The sequence below is a fragment of the Falsigemmobacter faecalis genome, from assembly GCF_003863335.1.
Taxonomy (GTDB): Bacteria; Pseudomonadota; Alphaproteobacteria; order Rhodobacterales; family Rhodobacteraceae; genus Wagnerdoeblera; species Wagnerdoeblera faecalis.
In genome coordinates this window covers 41,939-56,637 of the sequence record NZ_RRAZ01000024.1, presented here as the reverse complement: position 1 = coordinate 56,637, position 14,699 = coordinate 41,939, and the positions used below count along the sequence as shown (strand labels likewise).

The window sequence follows — 14,699 nt, the reverse complement described above, 5'->3', positions numbered from 1 at the left end:
AGGCCGCCGACCCAGTCAGTTCACACAGCGATCATCGGGTCTAAGCCTCCAAATTGGTGCTTACATGTCCGGTCGAAATGGGGGCCAGTTCAGGTCGCGGTGAAACCATCCTCGCTGAAAGGAGGCGCATCAAACAGCAGACCATCCAAAACCGCCGCTTGAACCACCAGCGTCAAGCAGCATAGCCTGAACCCGATGAGCCCAGGCCATCCGCTACAAAATCAGCGCGGCTGTTCCAAATCATTCGACGACGGATACTCCTTCGGAGAGCTGCAAAGGATTGGGCAGTTATGGCGCGGGGCGCCTGCGCTATTCGCAGGCGGCCTCCATGGATGTCCCCGAAGGGGCGGGACCGGACAGGCGCGCAGGCAGAGGTAGTGGCAGGAACGAGACTTTCGACGCAGAGAGCGCCGCAGGGTGACGCCCCCTGGTCGGGACGGTCTGGTGGAAAGTCTCGGAGTTCTGCGGGTTTGCCGCAGGACAGTTCTGCAGGCGCGCCGGATCCTGCGCAGCATGACCCCTATGCCGTTGATCCGCAGGCTCGTGGCCTGGCGCCCGGACATGACGGGATATCGGCAGGGTGAGGAGGCCTGTCGGATCTCTTTGCGATTCCTGGCGCGCCGCTCCCTCAAGTACCATGATGACATCGCAGATCCGGACGTTATATGCGAAGCCACCGTCGGGGATCTGGCACCGGAGGGGCTTTCCCGGCCCGCGGTTGGGGGCATCGTGCCGCGCAACTTTTGCTGACAGCCGGCGACAATCCTGAGGCCTTTCCCCGGAGGCGGGTTTTGTGGCCTTTGCGGTGGGAGCCCGGTGCCGGCATCATCGGCAAGACCACCAGACATCGCCTGAACCGCGGAGGTGAGCGGGCTGCGAAGAGGGCGTGCCGTTGGGCGCCTGCGCGGGGACGCGATGACGCAGGCCTGTCTCACAAGGCGGATCGCGGCTGACAGCACGCAGAGGGACGCCATCCGCTGCCTCAAGCGCGACATTGCCCGCGAAGTTTCCGGCATAATTCGCAAACGGGCTCAGGAGATCAACTGGGCGCAAATGGCGACGTGACGCTGAGCAGGGCGTTCAGGGGGCACAGTGCACCTCGGCAGACTTCATCAGGGCGCTGGCCGAGCCCGCCATCAGGATCAGCATGGATGGCAAGCCGCGACAAGGTCTTCGTCGAATGCCTGTGGCGGACCATCAAATATGAAGAGGTTTACCTGCGTGCCTGCGCCAGCGTATCCGAAGCCCGCGCCGGGATCGGCCGATATCTGACCTTTTAAAACAGCCGCCGCCGCATTTATCGCTTGGCGGGAAAACCCCGGGTCAAGCCTGCTTGGCAACCTGCCAATGCCCGAAGCGGCAGCGGCCTGACCGAGGCGGAAAGCCACTTAGAAAACGCCCGGAGCCTGTTCAGACCAACCGAGCCATCTCCCTCTATACTGCCCTGAATAGCCTCAATGACCAACTCTGTTTTGCGATTTGTTCTCAAACACTTAACGCTGTCGTCCACCGCAATATTCGTGGATCTTGGGCTCCGCCAGAGCCTGCGCAGGAAATCAGTGGATTGTGCAGGCCTTCAGAGGCTCAGAACTGCACTGGTTTCCGGCAGGAAACCAAAATTGCCAGGAATATGGCAGGGCTTGAGCCGCGTTTTGATGGCATGCATCTGGGCTGCGCGACGGGCGCATCGAAAAATGGGGGGTTTGGCTGGTGCTGTCGCCAGGCTTAGCTGCAACGCCCATAGTGTCGATCAGATGGGATCAGAAACGCTGCTGATCGCCTTTTCGGGCCATGCCTTTGGCGCGGGCGGTGGACTGTTCGCGCTGCGATGGTGGCATGATCGGGGGGCAGCCCAGGATCGTCGAGGCCTGGAAGGCTGCGGAGTGCGCGCAGCTGTCCAGGGTTTTGCTTCGCTTTGGCCGTGCGCCAAGGGAAGTTTGGCACATCGCCCGAATTTTAAAGATCGCGACAGAGGCCAGGAGGATGAGCAATCGGTGTCGTGGCTCTCTGGTGCAGGCGCAGTGACCGGCCCTTACGGCACAGAGGACGGTGAACAGATCTGCGACCGGCAGACCTGTCTTTGTGGCTCTTCGCCTGCTTGTCCTGTCACGCTCATCGGAGCGTCCATGCCCTGGATCAGATTGGCATCGCCCGCGCGGGGGAGGCAGCTCAAATCTGGTGGCGGAGCAGCAGGCCCGGCCCGGATTTCTTTAAGAAATAATATCATTATCAATATGATAGAGGCGCAATGTGTCGAAAGTAAAGGCTTCAACAACCACATGGTGTTGTCTGGCCACCTCACAGACGCGTGCCGGACACCGGGTTTGCAATGTCGATCATTACCCCTTTTTTGGTGCGGCCGGGCAGAGCCAGGAGGCGGCCGATCTGCCAGCCCTTAGGCAATGAACTGCGCCCGGGTGCAGGTGTGATCGCCCGCGCCCGGTTCTTCGCGCTTCATTCCGTCTGCGCCGGGATCGCTGTGGACCCACGTGGCTAAAGGCATCGTCTGCACCCGGCGGGTATCCGGAGCATATATGCCCTGAACAGCGGCGGCTGCTATTTGCGGCCTCCGCCATCGAGCATTTTTTGTAATGCGATCAGATAGTCCGGGCTGGCATGGGCAACAGCCTGCATGGCGGCGGACATATCGAGGACTGCGGGCAGGGTGGTGTTGCAGGACTGACGCAGCAGGCGGCGGGTCATGCGCACGGCATCGGGCGGATTGGCGGCGATTTTTGCGGCAATCGCGCGGGCGCGGGGCAGCAGGTCTGCATCCTCGACCAGATGGGTCACCAGGCCAAAGCTGAGCGCGGTTTCCGCGTCGATCATCTCTCCGGTGAGCGCCAGTTCCGAGGCGCGGGCAAAGCCTACCACACGCGGCAAAAGCCAGGCCCCGCCATCACCCGGCACGATGCCCAGCCGCACAAAGCTTTCTGCAAAGCGCGCCGATCGCCCGGCAACGCGGATGTCGCACATGCAGGCCAGATCACAGCCCGCGCCGATGGCCGGGCCATTAACGGCGGCAATCACCGGCAGCTCCAGCGCCTCAAAGGCCAGCGGCAGGCGCTGGATTCCGGCGCGGTAGTTGCGCCGCGTCTGCCCGGGCTCATGGCCAACGAGGCCCTGACCAGGCGACATGGCTTTGATATTGCCGCCGCCGCTGAAGGCGGTCCCCGCGCCGGTCAGGATGATGACCCGCGCCTGCGGATCCGCTTCGGCCTGCGACAGCGCGCCGAGGATCGCTTCGATCATCGGCAGATCCGAGATCGCATTGCGCGTCGCGGGCGCATTGAGGGTCAGGGTCACAATCCCGTCCGGGGCAGCGTCATAGGTCACAAGGGTCATGGCAGGCTCCTTCAGTGCAGTCCAAGGCCGCGGGCGATGATGCCGCGCAGGATTTCACGGGTGCCGCCGCGCAGCGAATATGAGGGCGCGGCCTGGCGGATATGATCAAAGGTCTCGCGGTAGCTGTCGTCGGCGCACAGCGGGTTCAGGCAGGGGCGCAGCCGCTCGGGCAGTTGCTGCTCAAAATCCGCGCCGAGATCTTTGACGATGGCGGCATGAAGATCGGGGCGCTCTCCGGCCTGCAGACGACCCGCCACGGAATGCGACATCTGCCGCAGCACCATCAGATGCGCGGCCTGACGGCCCAGTTCGCGGCGGCTTTCTTCGGTGTCGGGGGCTGCGCGCAGAAAGGCTTCGGCCAGGGGGAAGGAGGAGAGAAACCGCTCGGGCCCCGAGCGCTCAAAGGAGAGTTCCGCCATCACCTGGGCCCAGCCTTCGCCTTCACGGCCCAGAAGGGCGTCTTCGGGCAGGATGACCTCGTCGAAATGCACCTCGTTGAAGTGATGCGCGCCGGAGATATCGCGGACCGGGCGGATCGTGATCCCCGGAAGCGAGAGATCGACCAGAAACTGGCTGAAGCCGCCGTGCCGCACCTCTGAGGCCGAGGTGCGGCAAAAGCAGATCATATAGTGTGATTTATGGGCATAGGTGGTCCAGAGCTTGGTGCCGCTCAGCGTCCAGCGCCCGTCAGAGCGCCGCTCAGCCCGGCTGCGGGCCGAGGCCAGATCCGAGCCGCTGTCCGGCTCGCTCATGCCGATGCAGAAATAGCAGGTGCCTGCGGCGATTTTGGGCAGGATCTCCCGGCGCTGCGCCTCGGTGCCATTGCGCAGGATCATCGGTGCGCTCTGACGATCGGCGATCCAATGCGCGGCGACCGGCGCACCTGCTGCCAGAAGTTCCTCCAGCACCACCTGGCGCTCGACAAAGCTGCGGCCATGGCCGCCATAGTCGGGCGACCAGGTCATGCCGATGAAGCCTGCCGCACCCAATGCGCGGCTGAAACCCGCGTCAAACCCGGTCCAGCTCTGAGCGCGGTCTTTTTCTGAGAAGCCGCGCGGCAGGGCGGTTTTCAGAAAGGCACGGACCTCCGCGCGCAGGGCGGCGTGGGGACCCGCAGCGGGGGGAACGGGAAATTCCGGCAGTTCCATCAGAGGCTTCCTCCCTGCAGTTCGGTGATCTGCGCCCATAGGCCCCGCTCTTTGCCCGCCATCAGCCTGGCGCCAAGATGGGCGGACCAGTAAGCTTCATCGCCGTCGAGGTCCCGCCAGAGCCAGAGCCTGCGGGTCAGTTGATGAAGCGGATAGTCTTCGCTGAAGCCGATCGCGCCATGGATCTGATGGGCGAGGTCGGTGACCGGGCCCACCGCCTCACCCGCGCGGATCCTGGCGGCTGCGACGAGGGCAATGAAGCTCCCGACATCGCCCTGATCTGCGGCGGCGGCCGCCATGGCAATGCCTGCCCGGGCGGCGGCGGCCTGATTGGCCATCTGTGCCAGATAATGCCGGATCGTCTGAAACCCCGCGAGGGCGCGTCCGAACTGCACCCTCCCGGCCGCATAGCTCACACTCAACTGCACCACCCCCTCCAGTGCGCCGGAGATCTGCGCCGCCCTGAGCAGGGCTGCCATGGCGCGCAGATGCATCGCGCTGACGCCGGGATCAAACCGGATGCCCCCCGGTGGCGGGGGCAAAAGGCGCTCCATTGGCTCGCCCGAGAGGGAGCTCAACGGCGTCCAGGTGCAGACCCCGGCGGGCAGGCGTGTCACATGACCCTCAGGATCGAGCCACAGCACCTCAGTGGCTGCCGGACCCCAGAGGACGGGCTGCGCAAGGTCCGATACCACCACCGAGGCATTCTCCGACGGCCCCTGCCCGCTGCGCGCCAGCAGCCAGTTCGCCAGCATCGTTTCGGCCAGCGGCACCGGTGCTGCGCAGCGGGCGGCGATGATTAAAGGCTCCAGTGCATCCCGCGTGCTCAGACCAAAGCCACCCTCCGCCTCGCTCAGAAGCGCGAGACCAAAGCCTGCCGCTTCCGTCTCGCGCCAGAGGGCGGCGGGCGCGCGGCTGCCGCCTTTGGGCCCGAACAGCCGTTCGGCGCTGTCGCGGATCAGGTCTGTGCTCATCCTGGTGTCTTCCCTTTCACCTGTCTCAGGCCGGCTGCGGCCCAGGGATCATAGGGAGATCCCGCCCGAGATATGCGGCTCCGTCAATCTGAATTCGCCGTCCTGTCTTCAGCGAAGTGCGGTTCAGCTCTGTGGATCCCGAAGCTCTGCGACAGGTCCCCGGACGACGAGTCCGATGGACCGCAGGGGCCGGAGAGCCCGGGTGCGCCCCCTCCCGACCACCTCTGAGAGCGCCCCGGTGAACTGCCAAAGCCGCAATGCAGCAGTGAATTTCCGGGGTCAGAGCCGCTGCACTACCACTCCTGCCTCAACGGCGAATCCCGGCACGCGACCTTACAAAAAATCGCCTGGCACCAAGGCCATGCCGGGCTCTCCCGGCCATGCGCTGAAGGAGAACCGATCCGGTTTGATCCTGCAAAAGGAGCGACCTCACCCGGGCCGCCTGCCACGCGGAACAGCGCGCCGCACAGGACATGATCCACCTTCGTTGCCCCGGCTCGCCGCGCCAGCGTGGAGAAGGGGTTTGACGCGGCCACCTTTGTCGCTGGTCTGCGTCACTCTGCACAGTGCACGGAACGTGATCGACAGCTGCACCACAGGCCCCAAGGGCTCCGCCCTTTTGATCAGACACCGCAAACGCTCGCCTCGGGCCAAACCGTCGGCGGCATGGCCCGGACCCTCTTTCGCGGAGCCGAGCCGGTCGGGCGCGCGTCATTCTGACGATGGTGGCTGACACTCTCGCGCGACTGCCGAAGCTGCTGGCGCCTGAGGATGTCGGGCCAACCAGGCACCTGTGTCGTCTGTTGAAAGCGGGCGGGACTTACAATGCGACCGGACCCGCGATTGTGGCGGCTGCTTGGTGCAGATGCACGGCACGGCGGGCTAAGGGCGCCGATCACGCATTGGACGCAGGAGCCTATGCCGGGGGAGGCGCAGAGGTCAGACTGACTGCATCGACAGCATCCATAACCTTCCGCCGCAGAGGGGGCGGGCATGGGTTCGGCAGCATCAGGGCCGGGATGGGCGCGATCCGTTTCCGGACCAGAGGGCGGAAGAGCGCTGATGCGGAAATCCGGTTGAACCTTCGCGCCTGCAACCTGAAAAATGAGGGTAGAGCGGATCGGGATCCGGCAGTGGATGTCCGCGGTGCGGGACCGAAAAGCACCCCCCTGCTGGCGATCTCTGTTGCAGGCCGTGTCAGTCCCGTCACCGCCGATACAGCCATCAGCCAATGGCCTTCGCTCAACCCTGACGTTTTGACCTCGGGCCGCTCAATCACAGCCTATCCGTCCGGATGGGAGGGATGGCATGGGCCGGCGCCAGGGGGGGGCAGGGTTATCTGACTGTTTGCAACACCAGCCGGATAGGGCAGGATTTACGTCTCATGTGTCACGAGGTTGCTCATGCCCAGACTTCAGGGAAAAACTGCACTGATAACCGGCGCGGCCAGCGGCATTGGTGCGGCCATTGCCAGGGCCTTTGCCTGCGAAGGCGCTTTCACGATCATCGCCGACATCGACGTTGAGCGAGGCAGGGCCGTAGCGGATGAAACAGCCGGGCTCTTCGTGCGCCTCGACGTGGCGCAGGAGGCCGATTGGGACGCCATTGCGGAGCGGTTCCCCGCGCTCGATGTGCTGGTGAACAATGCCGGGATAACCGGCCTCGAAGGCGCGGCACCTGCGCAGGATCCGGAGAATACGCGGCTTGCCGACTGGCGGGCGGTACATGCCGTTAATCTGGATGGCACCTTTCTCGGCTGTCGCTATGCCATCCGGGCCATGCGCGCCAGAAAATCGGGTTCCATCATCAACATTTCCTCCCGTTCAGGGCTGGTCGGCATCCCGATGGCGGCGGCCTATGCGTCGTCAAAGGCGGCGATCCGCAATCACACCAAAAGCGTGGCGCTTTATTGCGCGGGTCAGGGGCTTAATATTCGCTGCAATTCCATCCATCCCGCTGCGGTGATGACCCCGATGTGGGAGCCGATGCTGGGAAGCGGGCCGGATCGGGCGGCGCGGGAGGCGGCAATGGTCGCCGACACGCCGCTGCGGCGGTTTGGCAGGCCGGAGGAGGTGGCGGCTTTGGCGGTTCTTCTGGCCTCGGATGACGCGGCCTATATGACCGGCGCTGAGCTGACAATCGACGGAGGCCTTCTCGCCGGGTCTGCGGCGACGCCGGGCAAGTGAAAGCCGCGCGCGGAGGAGGCGCTCTCTCCCTGTCGCAGGCTCAGGATTGCAGGCTCAGGGCCAGTGAAGCGTGCACCGGCATCTGCGCGTTATTCGACGGCCATTAAACACGGACTGGCGCGGTGGTTGCCCGCTTGACAGTTCCTCCCCACTGCAGGCAGAACCGACAGGTCGAGATGCCGTGAGAGCGGCTTAATAGGGAACGGGGTGCGCCGGATTACCGGCAAATCCCCGACTGCCCCCGCAACTGTAAGCGGCGAGCGACGGTCCGAACACCACTGTACCCTCGGGTATGGGAAGGTGGGCCGCACGCGCTGACCCGCAAGTCAGGAGACCTGTCCCGACGATCACCCATCCAGGGCGCGGGGCGCGTCCGGGGAGCGGCAATCCCGCAGAGGTGACAATCCGTCGCTCGCAGAAGGCTCAGTGCCCTGCGGCTCAAATTGTCATGGCCCGGGTCGCCGGGTTTAAGGGGAGAGATCCATGCGATCCTCATCAGTGTCTTATCTTGCCTTATGCGCCGTCATCGGACTTGCGCAGATCAGTGCAGCCGCAGCATCCGATCTGCCTGAGACCGTCCGCCTTGAAGAAATCACCCTGAGCGCCTCAGGCGCCCCGGTTGCGCTGAGCCGCACAGGTGCCAGCGTCACCGTGCTGACCGCGGGGGATCTGAAGAGCACCGGGAATACCGCAGTCGCCGAGCAGCTCGCACGGCTGCCCGGCCTCTCCATGAGCCGCAACGGCGGTATCGGCACCTCGACGGCTCTGCGGATCCGCGGTCTGGCCGGGCCTTACATCGGGGTGCGGATCGACGGCATTGACGTGGCAGATCCCTCGGGCACGCAGTGCAGCTATGATTTTGGCTCGACCACCTCCGGGAACCTGTCCCGGATTGAGGTTCTGCGCGGCTCACAGTCGGCCCTTTACGGCTCTGAAGCCATCGGCGGGGTGGTTGATATCACGACCTTCCGGGCCGAAGCGGAGGGCACTGAGGCGAAGGTGACCGTTGAGGCCGGTTCGGCGCGGTCCGCAAGCGCGACGGCCTCTGTCGGCGTAAAGACCGCCCGCGGAGAATTCGCCTTCTCGGCCAGCCGCACCTCGACGGACGGCATTTCCGCCTATGCCGCCGGTACGGAGAAGGATGCCTTCCGCGCGAGCATGCTGACATTCTACGGCGCTTACGATCTGACCGAAGATCTGCGGCTCGGGCTGAACGGCTTCCTGCGTGACAGCTACGCAGAATTTGACAGCCAGACCGGAGACAACGGCGAGTTTGAGACGGGCCGGCTGCGCGGGGGCCGGGTCTTTGCCGAGGCGCGCTATGGCGAGACGCTGCATGAGCTGGCTTTGTCGCGGGTCTCGACCCTGCGGGAGTACCCGCTGGGTTTCGTCAAAAAATATGAAGGGGACCGCGATCAGCTGAGCTGGAAAGGCAACCGGACCACCTCTGACCGGCTCTCCCTCAACTGGGGCGCGGATTATACGAAGGAAACCTTCGCGGCCGGGAGCGATCAGGGCTCGGTCATCACCCGAGCAGTCTTTGGCGAAGTCCTTCTGACCCCGCGGCAGGATCTGGATATCTCTCTGGCCCTGCGCCGCGATGATCACCAGACCTTTGGCACCAAAACAAGCGGGCGGGCGGCGGCTGCGTGGCGGCCCTCAGAGGCCTGGGTGATCCGGGCTGTCGCCTCGACGGGATTTCGGGCGCCTTCGCTTTATGAACTCTACAGTAACTACGGCAACCGTGATCTGAAACCTGAGACCAGCCGCACCTTTGAGCTTGGGGCGGAATATCTGTGGGGCGAAAGCGCTGCGCTGCAGGTCACCCTCTTTGATACGGAGATCGAGAACCGGATCAGCTTTGGTCGCAGCACCTATGAACAGGCCCCTGGCACGACCCTGACCCGCGGGGCTGAAGTGACCGGTCACTACGCCTTTACCGAGGGCTGGAAGGTCTTTGGGAACTACACCTATACTGATGCCTATACGCTGAACAACGGCGTCAGGACGGTGGCGGTGCGTGTGCCGCGCCATGATCTGGCGCTTGGCGTCGAGGGCCGGATCAGCGACAAACTTTCCGCCCGCGCAAGCGTTCATCATGTTGCAGATTTCAGCGACAATGGAATCTGGCCGGCCCCTGCCTCCCGCATGCCGGATTATACGCTGGTCAACGCGAGCCTCGGTTACCAGGTCACGGAGCGCACCGATGTCTGGCTGCGGGCAGAAAACCTGTTCAATGAGCGCTACCAGACGGTGCGCAACTACGGTCAACCCGGACGCCAGATCTTCGTCGGTCTGAGCACGAGGTTCTGAAGCGGTCGCGGGGGCCCTCAGGGGGTCCCCGCGCATTCACGCGGCGCTGTGTCAGGGGAATTGTCCCGATCCCTGAATGTCTCTCGAATTTGAGGGGGCAGGGCAGGCAGATGACGCGGGCTGTTCACCAGATCATAAAACGGCAGTTTTAAAGCGGAGGCTTTCGCCGACCATAACCTCCCTTCGACAGTTGTCGCTGGAGGAGGGGATCTCTGAAGCGGTGCTGCAGAACCGGCGCCGCGCGGGGGCGAGACCAGCTTTGGCCGGATGCCGGAGCTCGCGTGACACATTCGCAGCTGTGCCGAAGGCTGATTGAGCCGCCTGGTGCCGTGAGCGCGGATTTTACGCCGAGCAGATCAAAGCCTGGCGGCAGGCCTGCGAGGCTGCGAATGACCGGGTCCGCCATGCAAAGGCCTCTCACTGTCCTGCGCGAAAGCCGTCACATTCATCAGACCCAGTGCGGCAACAGCGCTAATCTCACCGGAGGAGCGCAAGCGGATCCGGGTGCTGGAACGGGAGCCTGCCCGTAAAGAGCGGCTCTGGCCGAAACCGCTGCGTCAGCGGGGCACCTGGAAAAGCCAACACCGATCCGGGGCGGGGAAGAGGACGTATGATCAGCCCCCCGATCGCGGCATAGCTGTTTGATCCTACGGTTTGATGGTGTGATCCTTTCAAGGGGATGGAAGGATGCCCTATGGGACAAATTCGTCATGGATGCGCCACGACTACGCACGCCGTCAGAGCAGCAATAATGAGGGCTTGCCTGCCATTGGTTCAAAGGCAGGCTTGAGTGCTCTCGGACCTGAGCCGGGAACTCGGGATCAACCCAATGACGGTCGCCAAGTGGCGCAAGAGATCTTCGGTTGAAGACCGGAAGACGGGGCCAAAAGAGCCCCGTTCGACCGTTCTGACCGAGGGAGAAGAGGCTATTGTCGTGGCCTTCCGGCGCCACACCCTGCTTCCCCTGGATGACTGTCTCTATGCCCTCCAGCCCAGCATCCCGCATCTCAGCCGGTCTGCTCTTCACCGCTGTTTGTAGCGTCACGGTATTTCCCGGCTTGAGGACGTCAGCGGCGACAAGCCCAAAAAGCAAAAGTTCAAGCGCTACCCGATCGGCTTCTTCCACATCGATATAGCAGAGGTGCAGACGGCGGAGGTATGAGGAGGATCAGAAAACAGTTCGGGTATGAGCAGGATAAGCATTTGATCCGGGGGATGAAATGCCCGGCGATTGGTCTGCCCGACGAACGCCGTTCAGGTCTGCCTTTGGGGCAGGCCACAGGGTTCATGGAGAACCTGCCGGAGTTTTCAGGATTTCCGTGGTCCGTCCCAGACTTCAGCAGGTTAAGCCGCCGTCAGAAGACCTTGAACATAGTGATCCCCGATTGCCGCGAAGAGAGCCTGCACCTTCTGATAGCCACTGAGCCATTGAGGCATCATGGGTCCGAGCCCAATGGTGAAGGGGGGGGAAGGTGAGCGGCAGTGGCGCAAACATGGCGGTTCTAAGCGTTCCTCGTCATGGTTTCTCGAACCGATGGCGAAATCATGGCCCGACGGGCGTAAGGTCCATGTCACCGTTGATGAGAAAACACCGGAGGTCCGCGCTGTTGACGTCACCTCAGGTGCTATCGGTGATGCGCCGGTCCTGCCGGATCTGCTCAGCCAGATCGCTCTGCAAGAGAAGATCGCCTGCGTGACCGCTGACGGGGCTTACGACACAGGCGGCTGTCACTGCCAGAGGTGCGGTAGCGATTATACCGCCCCGAAAAAATGCCTGTTTATGGACACCCACCACCGACGGTGCCAGGGCGTGCCATGATGACCGGCACAGGTCCTGGCGCCTCTGGGGCAAATGGAGCGGGTCTCATCGTCGCAGCTGGGGGGAGACGAAAATGAATTGCATCAAACTACCCGGACAAAGGCTCATCGCAAAGGCATTCGACAGACAGGTTGCAGCAGTGCAGCTCCGTGCTCTTCGCAGTCTCTCTCGGACCGATGGCGTTCCTCAACCGCTTCGCGGCTCCCGGCACGCCGACGACAGCCCGCGTTCCATAAACAACGGGCGATTAAGGAGAAGTCTGCTCAGAGGCCGGGGTGTGCAACAGCGCTCCTGAGGCGGACCAGGGGAGAGAAGCACATCCTGCCGCCGCCGCATTTGTGCAAACACGCCCTGCGGTTTCCCGTTGGCTCAGATCCCGGTCTCCTCCTCAGAGGGGGCAGAGAGGAAGGCGGTCATGCCACGCGCCAGATTATCGAGAATGCCCTCCATCCCCCAAAGGCCCCTGCGGGGCTCGGGCTCTGAGAGGGCGGCCTCGCGTGATCCGAGTGCGGTGCAGAGCATCATATACATCAGAATGAGACGCTGGTTCAGCACCGGCTCTGCGATCTCCGGCAGCAGCCGGCGAATGTGCGAGAGACAGCGCAGATAGGCCGGGTTCTCCACCTCCCGCAGAGCCTCGGTGAAGAGGCGACGGTGGTTGATCTGCATGGCCACGACAAAGCGCATATGACCAAAACCCGCCCCTGTCCCGCCCCCGTAAAGGCCGGTCTCCACATCAATCAGCAACCGAAGGATATCGAGCACGCGTTTCGGCCCGCCGCCCGCCTCCAGTGCCGCAAGCGCGCGGGCGCGGGCGCCGTCGGAGTGGCGCGCCCCGTCGGTGACAAGCGCGCGCAACAACCCGTCTTTCGAGCCGAAGTAATAATGCAGCGAGGCGCCGTTGCGCAGCCCGGCTTCTGTCACGATGTCCCGCACCGAGACCCCGTCGATCCCGCGTGACGAGAACAGCTTCAGCGCCGCCGCTTTGATTTTTTCAGGCGTCGGATCGCTGAGGCTCTCGGCATCGGGAACAGGAAAGGCGGCTTGGGACATCGGCAGGCTTTCTGAAAGTCGGTGGACTGCGGGGGATCAGCCAAAGGCTGCGGGAAGCGCCAGGATCAGATCAGGCCACAGGATATAAAGGGCGACCATCAGAAGATCCATGACCAGAAACCACAGCACCCCCCGGAAGATCGCCGTGGTGGAAATCAGATTGCCCGTTACGCTTTTGATCACAAAGACATTCATGCCCACCGGCGGGGTAATCATGCCGATCTCCAGCAGTTTGCAGAGCAAAATCCCGAACCACAGCAGCGAAAAGCCGCTTTCGCTGACGATGGGCAGCACGATCGGCAGGGTCAGCAGCATGGCGCCGATCGGCTCAAGGAACATCCCCAGGATCAGGTAAAGCACCACGATCCCGATGATGATGACCATCGGATCCGCCCCAAGGCTGAGCACGGCGGCACTCAGGAAGTCGCCGGTGCCCGACAGCGCCAGAAACCGGGTCAGAAGGCTGGCACCGATCCCGATGATGATCAGCGAGCTGGTGGTGGTCACCGTCTCAAGGATCGAATCGATGAAAGCCTTTACCGTCAGCGTGCGCTTCAGGCCCGCGATCAGCAGGGCGGTGAAAGCCCCGGTGGCCCCGGCCTCGGTCGGGGTGAAGACGCCGCTGAAAAGTCCGCCGAAGATGGCGATGATCAGCAGAATAACCGGCCAGGTCTCCTTCAGCGCCGCCATTTTTTCGGACATCGGCGCGCGCTCGCTGGTGGATGGCGCCAGCGAGGGGTCGAGTTTGACCCGCACCAGGATGACGATGATATAGCCGATTGCCGTCAGGATCCCCGCCACCAGACCGCCCAGAAAGAGCCCGGTCACCGGGATCTGGGCGATGATGCCGTAAAGGATCAGGATGATGGAAGGCGGGATCAGCGCACCAATCGTGCCCGCCGCCGCCAGGGTGCCGGTGGCAAGCTCCGGATGATAGCGCGCTTTCAGCATCTCGGGGATCGCGATCCGCCCCATAGTGGCCGAACAGGCCACCGAGGAGCCCGAGACCGCGGCAAAGCCCGAGGCCCCGAAAATAGACGCAATCGCCAGCCCCCCCGGCAGGGCCGAAAGCCACAGACGCGCCGCGTTAAACAGCCCCTGGGTCAGCTTTGTATGATAGCAGATAAAGCCCAGAAGCAGAAACATCGGCACTGAACTCAGCACCCAATTGGCCGCAAACTGATAGGGGATCACCCCCAGCGAGCCCCAGGCCACCCGCCAGCCCATCATCACCCAGAGCCCGATAAAAGAGGCCCCGGTCAGCGCAAAGCCGATCGGCATTCTGAGTGCGATCAGCACCAGCAGCAGGCCAATGACGGCCAGTCCCAGCTCAACGCCGCTCATGCTGCAGCCTCCGTCTCAAGGGTTTCGCTGCGGCCGGTCAGATAGGCCGCAAAGCGCAAAGCCAACAGCAGCGTCATCAGACCCGCGCCAAAGGGCAGGGCGAAATAAGCGGGCCAGACCGCAATGGTCTCAGCGCCCTGAACCTGCGAGGCCCCGAGTTTCATCGCCTTCATCGCATCGGTGGCGGATCGCCAGGCCAGAAGCCCGGTGACGCAGCCGGTCGCCAGATACATCCAGCCCTGCAGATGGTGCTGCAGCCGCTGCGGCAGCCGCTCGGTCAGCACTTCGACCGAGATATGGGCGCGTTTGTGCTCGGCATGGGCCAGCGGCACGAAGGTCGCGATAATCATGTAATAATAGGTCACCATGGTCAGCGTGCCCGGCAGCGGGCTGTTGAACAGATGGCGCGACAGCACATCAAAGCTCACGTGCAGCATCATCATGGCGATGGCGATGCCACCTAAGATGGTGCCCAGCCGCGTGACCCGCGTGGCGATGGTCCAAAGCAATGTCATGG

General features: G+C 63.3%; 8 protein-coding genes, 3 pseudogenes and 1 riboswitch. Of the genes and pseudogenes, 5 read left to right on the top strand and 6 right to left on the bottom strand.

Going from position 1 to position 14,699, the window contains the following annotated elements; all coding sequences use genetic code 11:
* Window positions 1–1,081: 1,081 nt before the first annotated feature.
* Window positions 1,082–1,330: pseudogene (locus EG244_RS15000) on the top strand (IS3 family transposase); the annotation flags it as partial.
* A gap of 1,226 nt (window positions 1,331–2,556) precedes the next feature.
* On the opposite strand, the gene EG244_RS14995 reads toward EG244_RS15000, so the two are convergent.
* Genes EG244_RS14995 through EG244_RS14985 form a run of 3 tightly spaced genes read right to left on the bottom strand, consistent with a single transcriptional unit; the run spans window position 2,557 to window position 5,467 of the window.
* Entirely contained in the window at window positions 2,557–3,345 is a 789-nt protein-coding gene (locus EG244_RS14995) for a crotonase/enoyl-CoA hydratase family protein (protein ID WP_124965889.1), read from the bottom strand.
* An 11-nt stretch (window positions 3,346–3,356) separates the two neighbouring features.
* Window positions 3,357–4,493 carry an acyl-CoA dehydrogenase family protein gene (locus EG244_RS14990; RefSeq protein WP_124965887.1) on the bottom strand — a complete coding sequence of 379 codons (1,137 nt, stop codon included), beginning with the start codon at window positions 4,491–4,493 and terminating at the stop codon, window positions 3,357–3,359.
* Window positions 4,493–5,467, bottom strand: a complete 975-nt coding sequence (locus tag EG244_RS14985; RefSeq protein WP_124965885.1) for an acyl-CoA dehydrogenase family protein — start codon at window positions 5,465–5,467, stop codon at window positions 4,493–4,495. The genes EG244_RS14990 and EG244_RS14985 overlap by 1 nt, the downstream gene beginning before the upstream one ends.
* Window positions 5,468–6,870: 1,403 nt before the next feature.
* Between EG244_RS14985 and EG244_RS14980 the strand changes: the two genes are divergently transcribed.
* The 4 genes and pseudogenes from EG244_RS14980 to EG244_RS21010 all read left to right on the top strand — a co-directional run.
* On the top strand, window positions 6,871–7,653 hold the full coding sequence (locus tag EG244_RS14980; RefSeq protein WP_124965883.1) for an SDR family oxidoreductase: 783 nt from the start codon (window positions 6,871–6,873) through the stop codon (window positions 7,651–7,653).
* 157 nt (window positions 7,654–7,810) lie between these two features.
* A riboswitch (cobalamin riboswitch) is annotated at window positions 7,811–8,010 on the top strand.
* A 126-nt stretch (window positions 8,011–8,136) separates the two neighbouring features.
* Window positions 8,137–9,966, top strand: a complete 1,830-nt coding sequence (locus EG244_RS14975; RefSeq protein ID WP_124965881.1) for a TonB-dependent receptor plug domain-containing protein — start codon at window positions 8,137–8,139, stop codon at window positions 9,964–9,966.
* Between the two features lie 694 nt (window positions 9,967–10,660).
* A pseudogene (locus EG244_RS14970) lies at window positions 10,661–11,122 on the top strand (IS481 family transposase); the annotation flags it as partial.
* 101 nt (window positions 11,123–11,223) lie between these two features.
* Window positions 11,224–11,936 (top strand): annotated as a pseudogene (locus tag EG244_RS21010) (IS5 family transposase); the annotation flags it as partial.
* Between the two features lie 218 nt (window positions 11,937–12,154).
* On the opposite strand, the gene EG244_RS14955 reads toward EG244_RS21010, so the two are convergent.
* From EG244_RS14955 to EG244_RS14945, 3 genes are read right to left on the bottom strand one after another with little or no spacing between them, the layout of a single operon-like run.
* Window positions 12,155–12,838, bottom strand: a complete 684-nt coding sequence (locus tag EG244_RS14955) for a TetR/AcrR family transcriptional regulator (RefSeq protein ID WP_124965875.1) — start codon at window positions 12,836–12,838, stop codon at window positions 12,155–12,157.
* Window positions 12,839–12,874: 36 nt separating this feature from the next.
* Window positions 12,875–14,182: a TRAP transporter large permease gene (locus tag EG244_RS14950; RefSeq protein ID WP_124965873.1), complete on the bottom strand. Its 1,308-nt coding sequence runs from the start codon at window positions 14,180–14,182 to the stop codon at window positions 12,875–12,877.
* Window positions 14,179–14,697, bottom strand: coding sequence for a TRAP transporter small permease (locus tag EG244_RS14945; protein ID WP_124965871.1), 519 nt, complete (start codon window positions 14,695–14,697; stop codon window positions 14,179–14,181). The genes EG244_RS14950 and EG244_RS14945 overlap by 4 nt, the downstream gene beginning before the upstream one ends.
* Window positions 14,698–14,699: the final 2 nt, after the last annotated feature.

Coding starts and splice junctions, on each gene's coding strand:
- EG244_RS14995 (WP_124965889.1), bottom strand. CDS start 3,345: ATGACCCTTGTGACCTATGACGCTGCCCCGGACGGGATTGTGACCCTG.
- EG244_RS14950 (WP_124965873.1), bottom strand. CDS start 14,182: ATGAGCGGCGTTGAGCTGGGACTGGCCGTCATTGGCCTGCTGCTGGTG.
- EG244_RS14955 (WP_124965875.1), bottom strand. CDS start 12,838: ATGTCCCAAGCCGCCTTTCCTGTTCCCGATGCCGAGAGCCTCAGCGAT.
- EG244_RS14990 (WP_124965887.1), bottom strand. CDS start 4,493: ATGGAACTGCCGGAATTTCCCGTTCCCCCCGCTGCGGGTCCCCACGCC.
- EG244_RS14945 (WP_124965871.1), bottom strand. CDS start 14,697: ATGACATTGCTTTGGACCATCGCCACGCGGGTCACGCGGCTGGGCACC.
- EG244_RS14980 (WP_124965883.1), top strand. CDS start 6,871: ATGCCCAGACTTCAGGGAAAAACTGCACTGATAACCGGCGCGGCCAGC.
- EG244_RS14985 (WP_124965885.1), bottom strand. CDS start 5,467: ATGAGCACAGACCTGATCCGCGACAGCGCCGAACGGCTGTTCGGGCCC.
- EG244_RS14975 (WP_124965881.1), top strand. CDS start 8,137: ATGCGATCCTCATCAGTGTCTTATCTTGCCTTATGCGCCGTCATCGGA.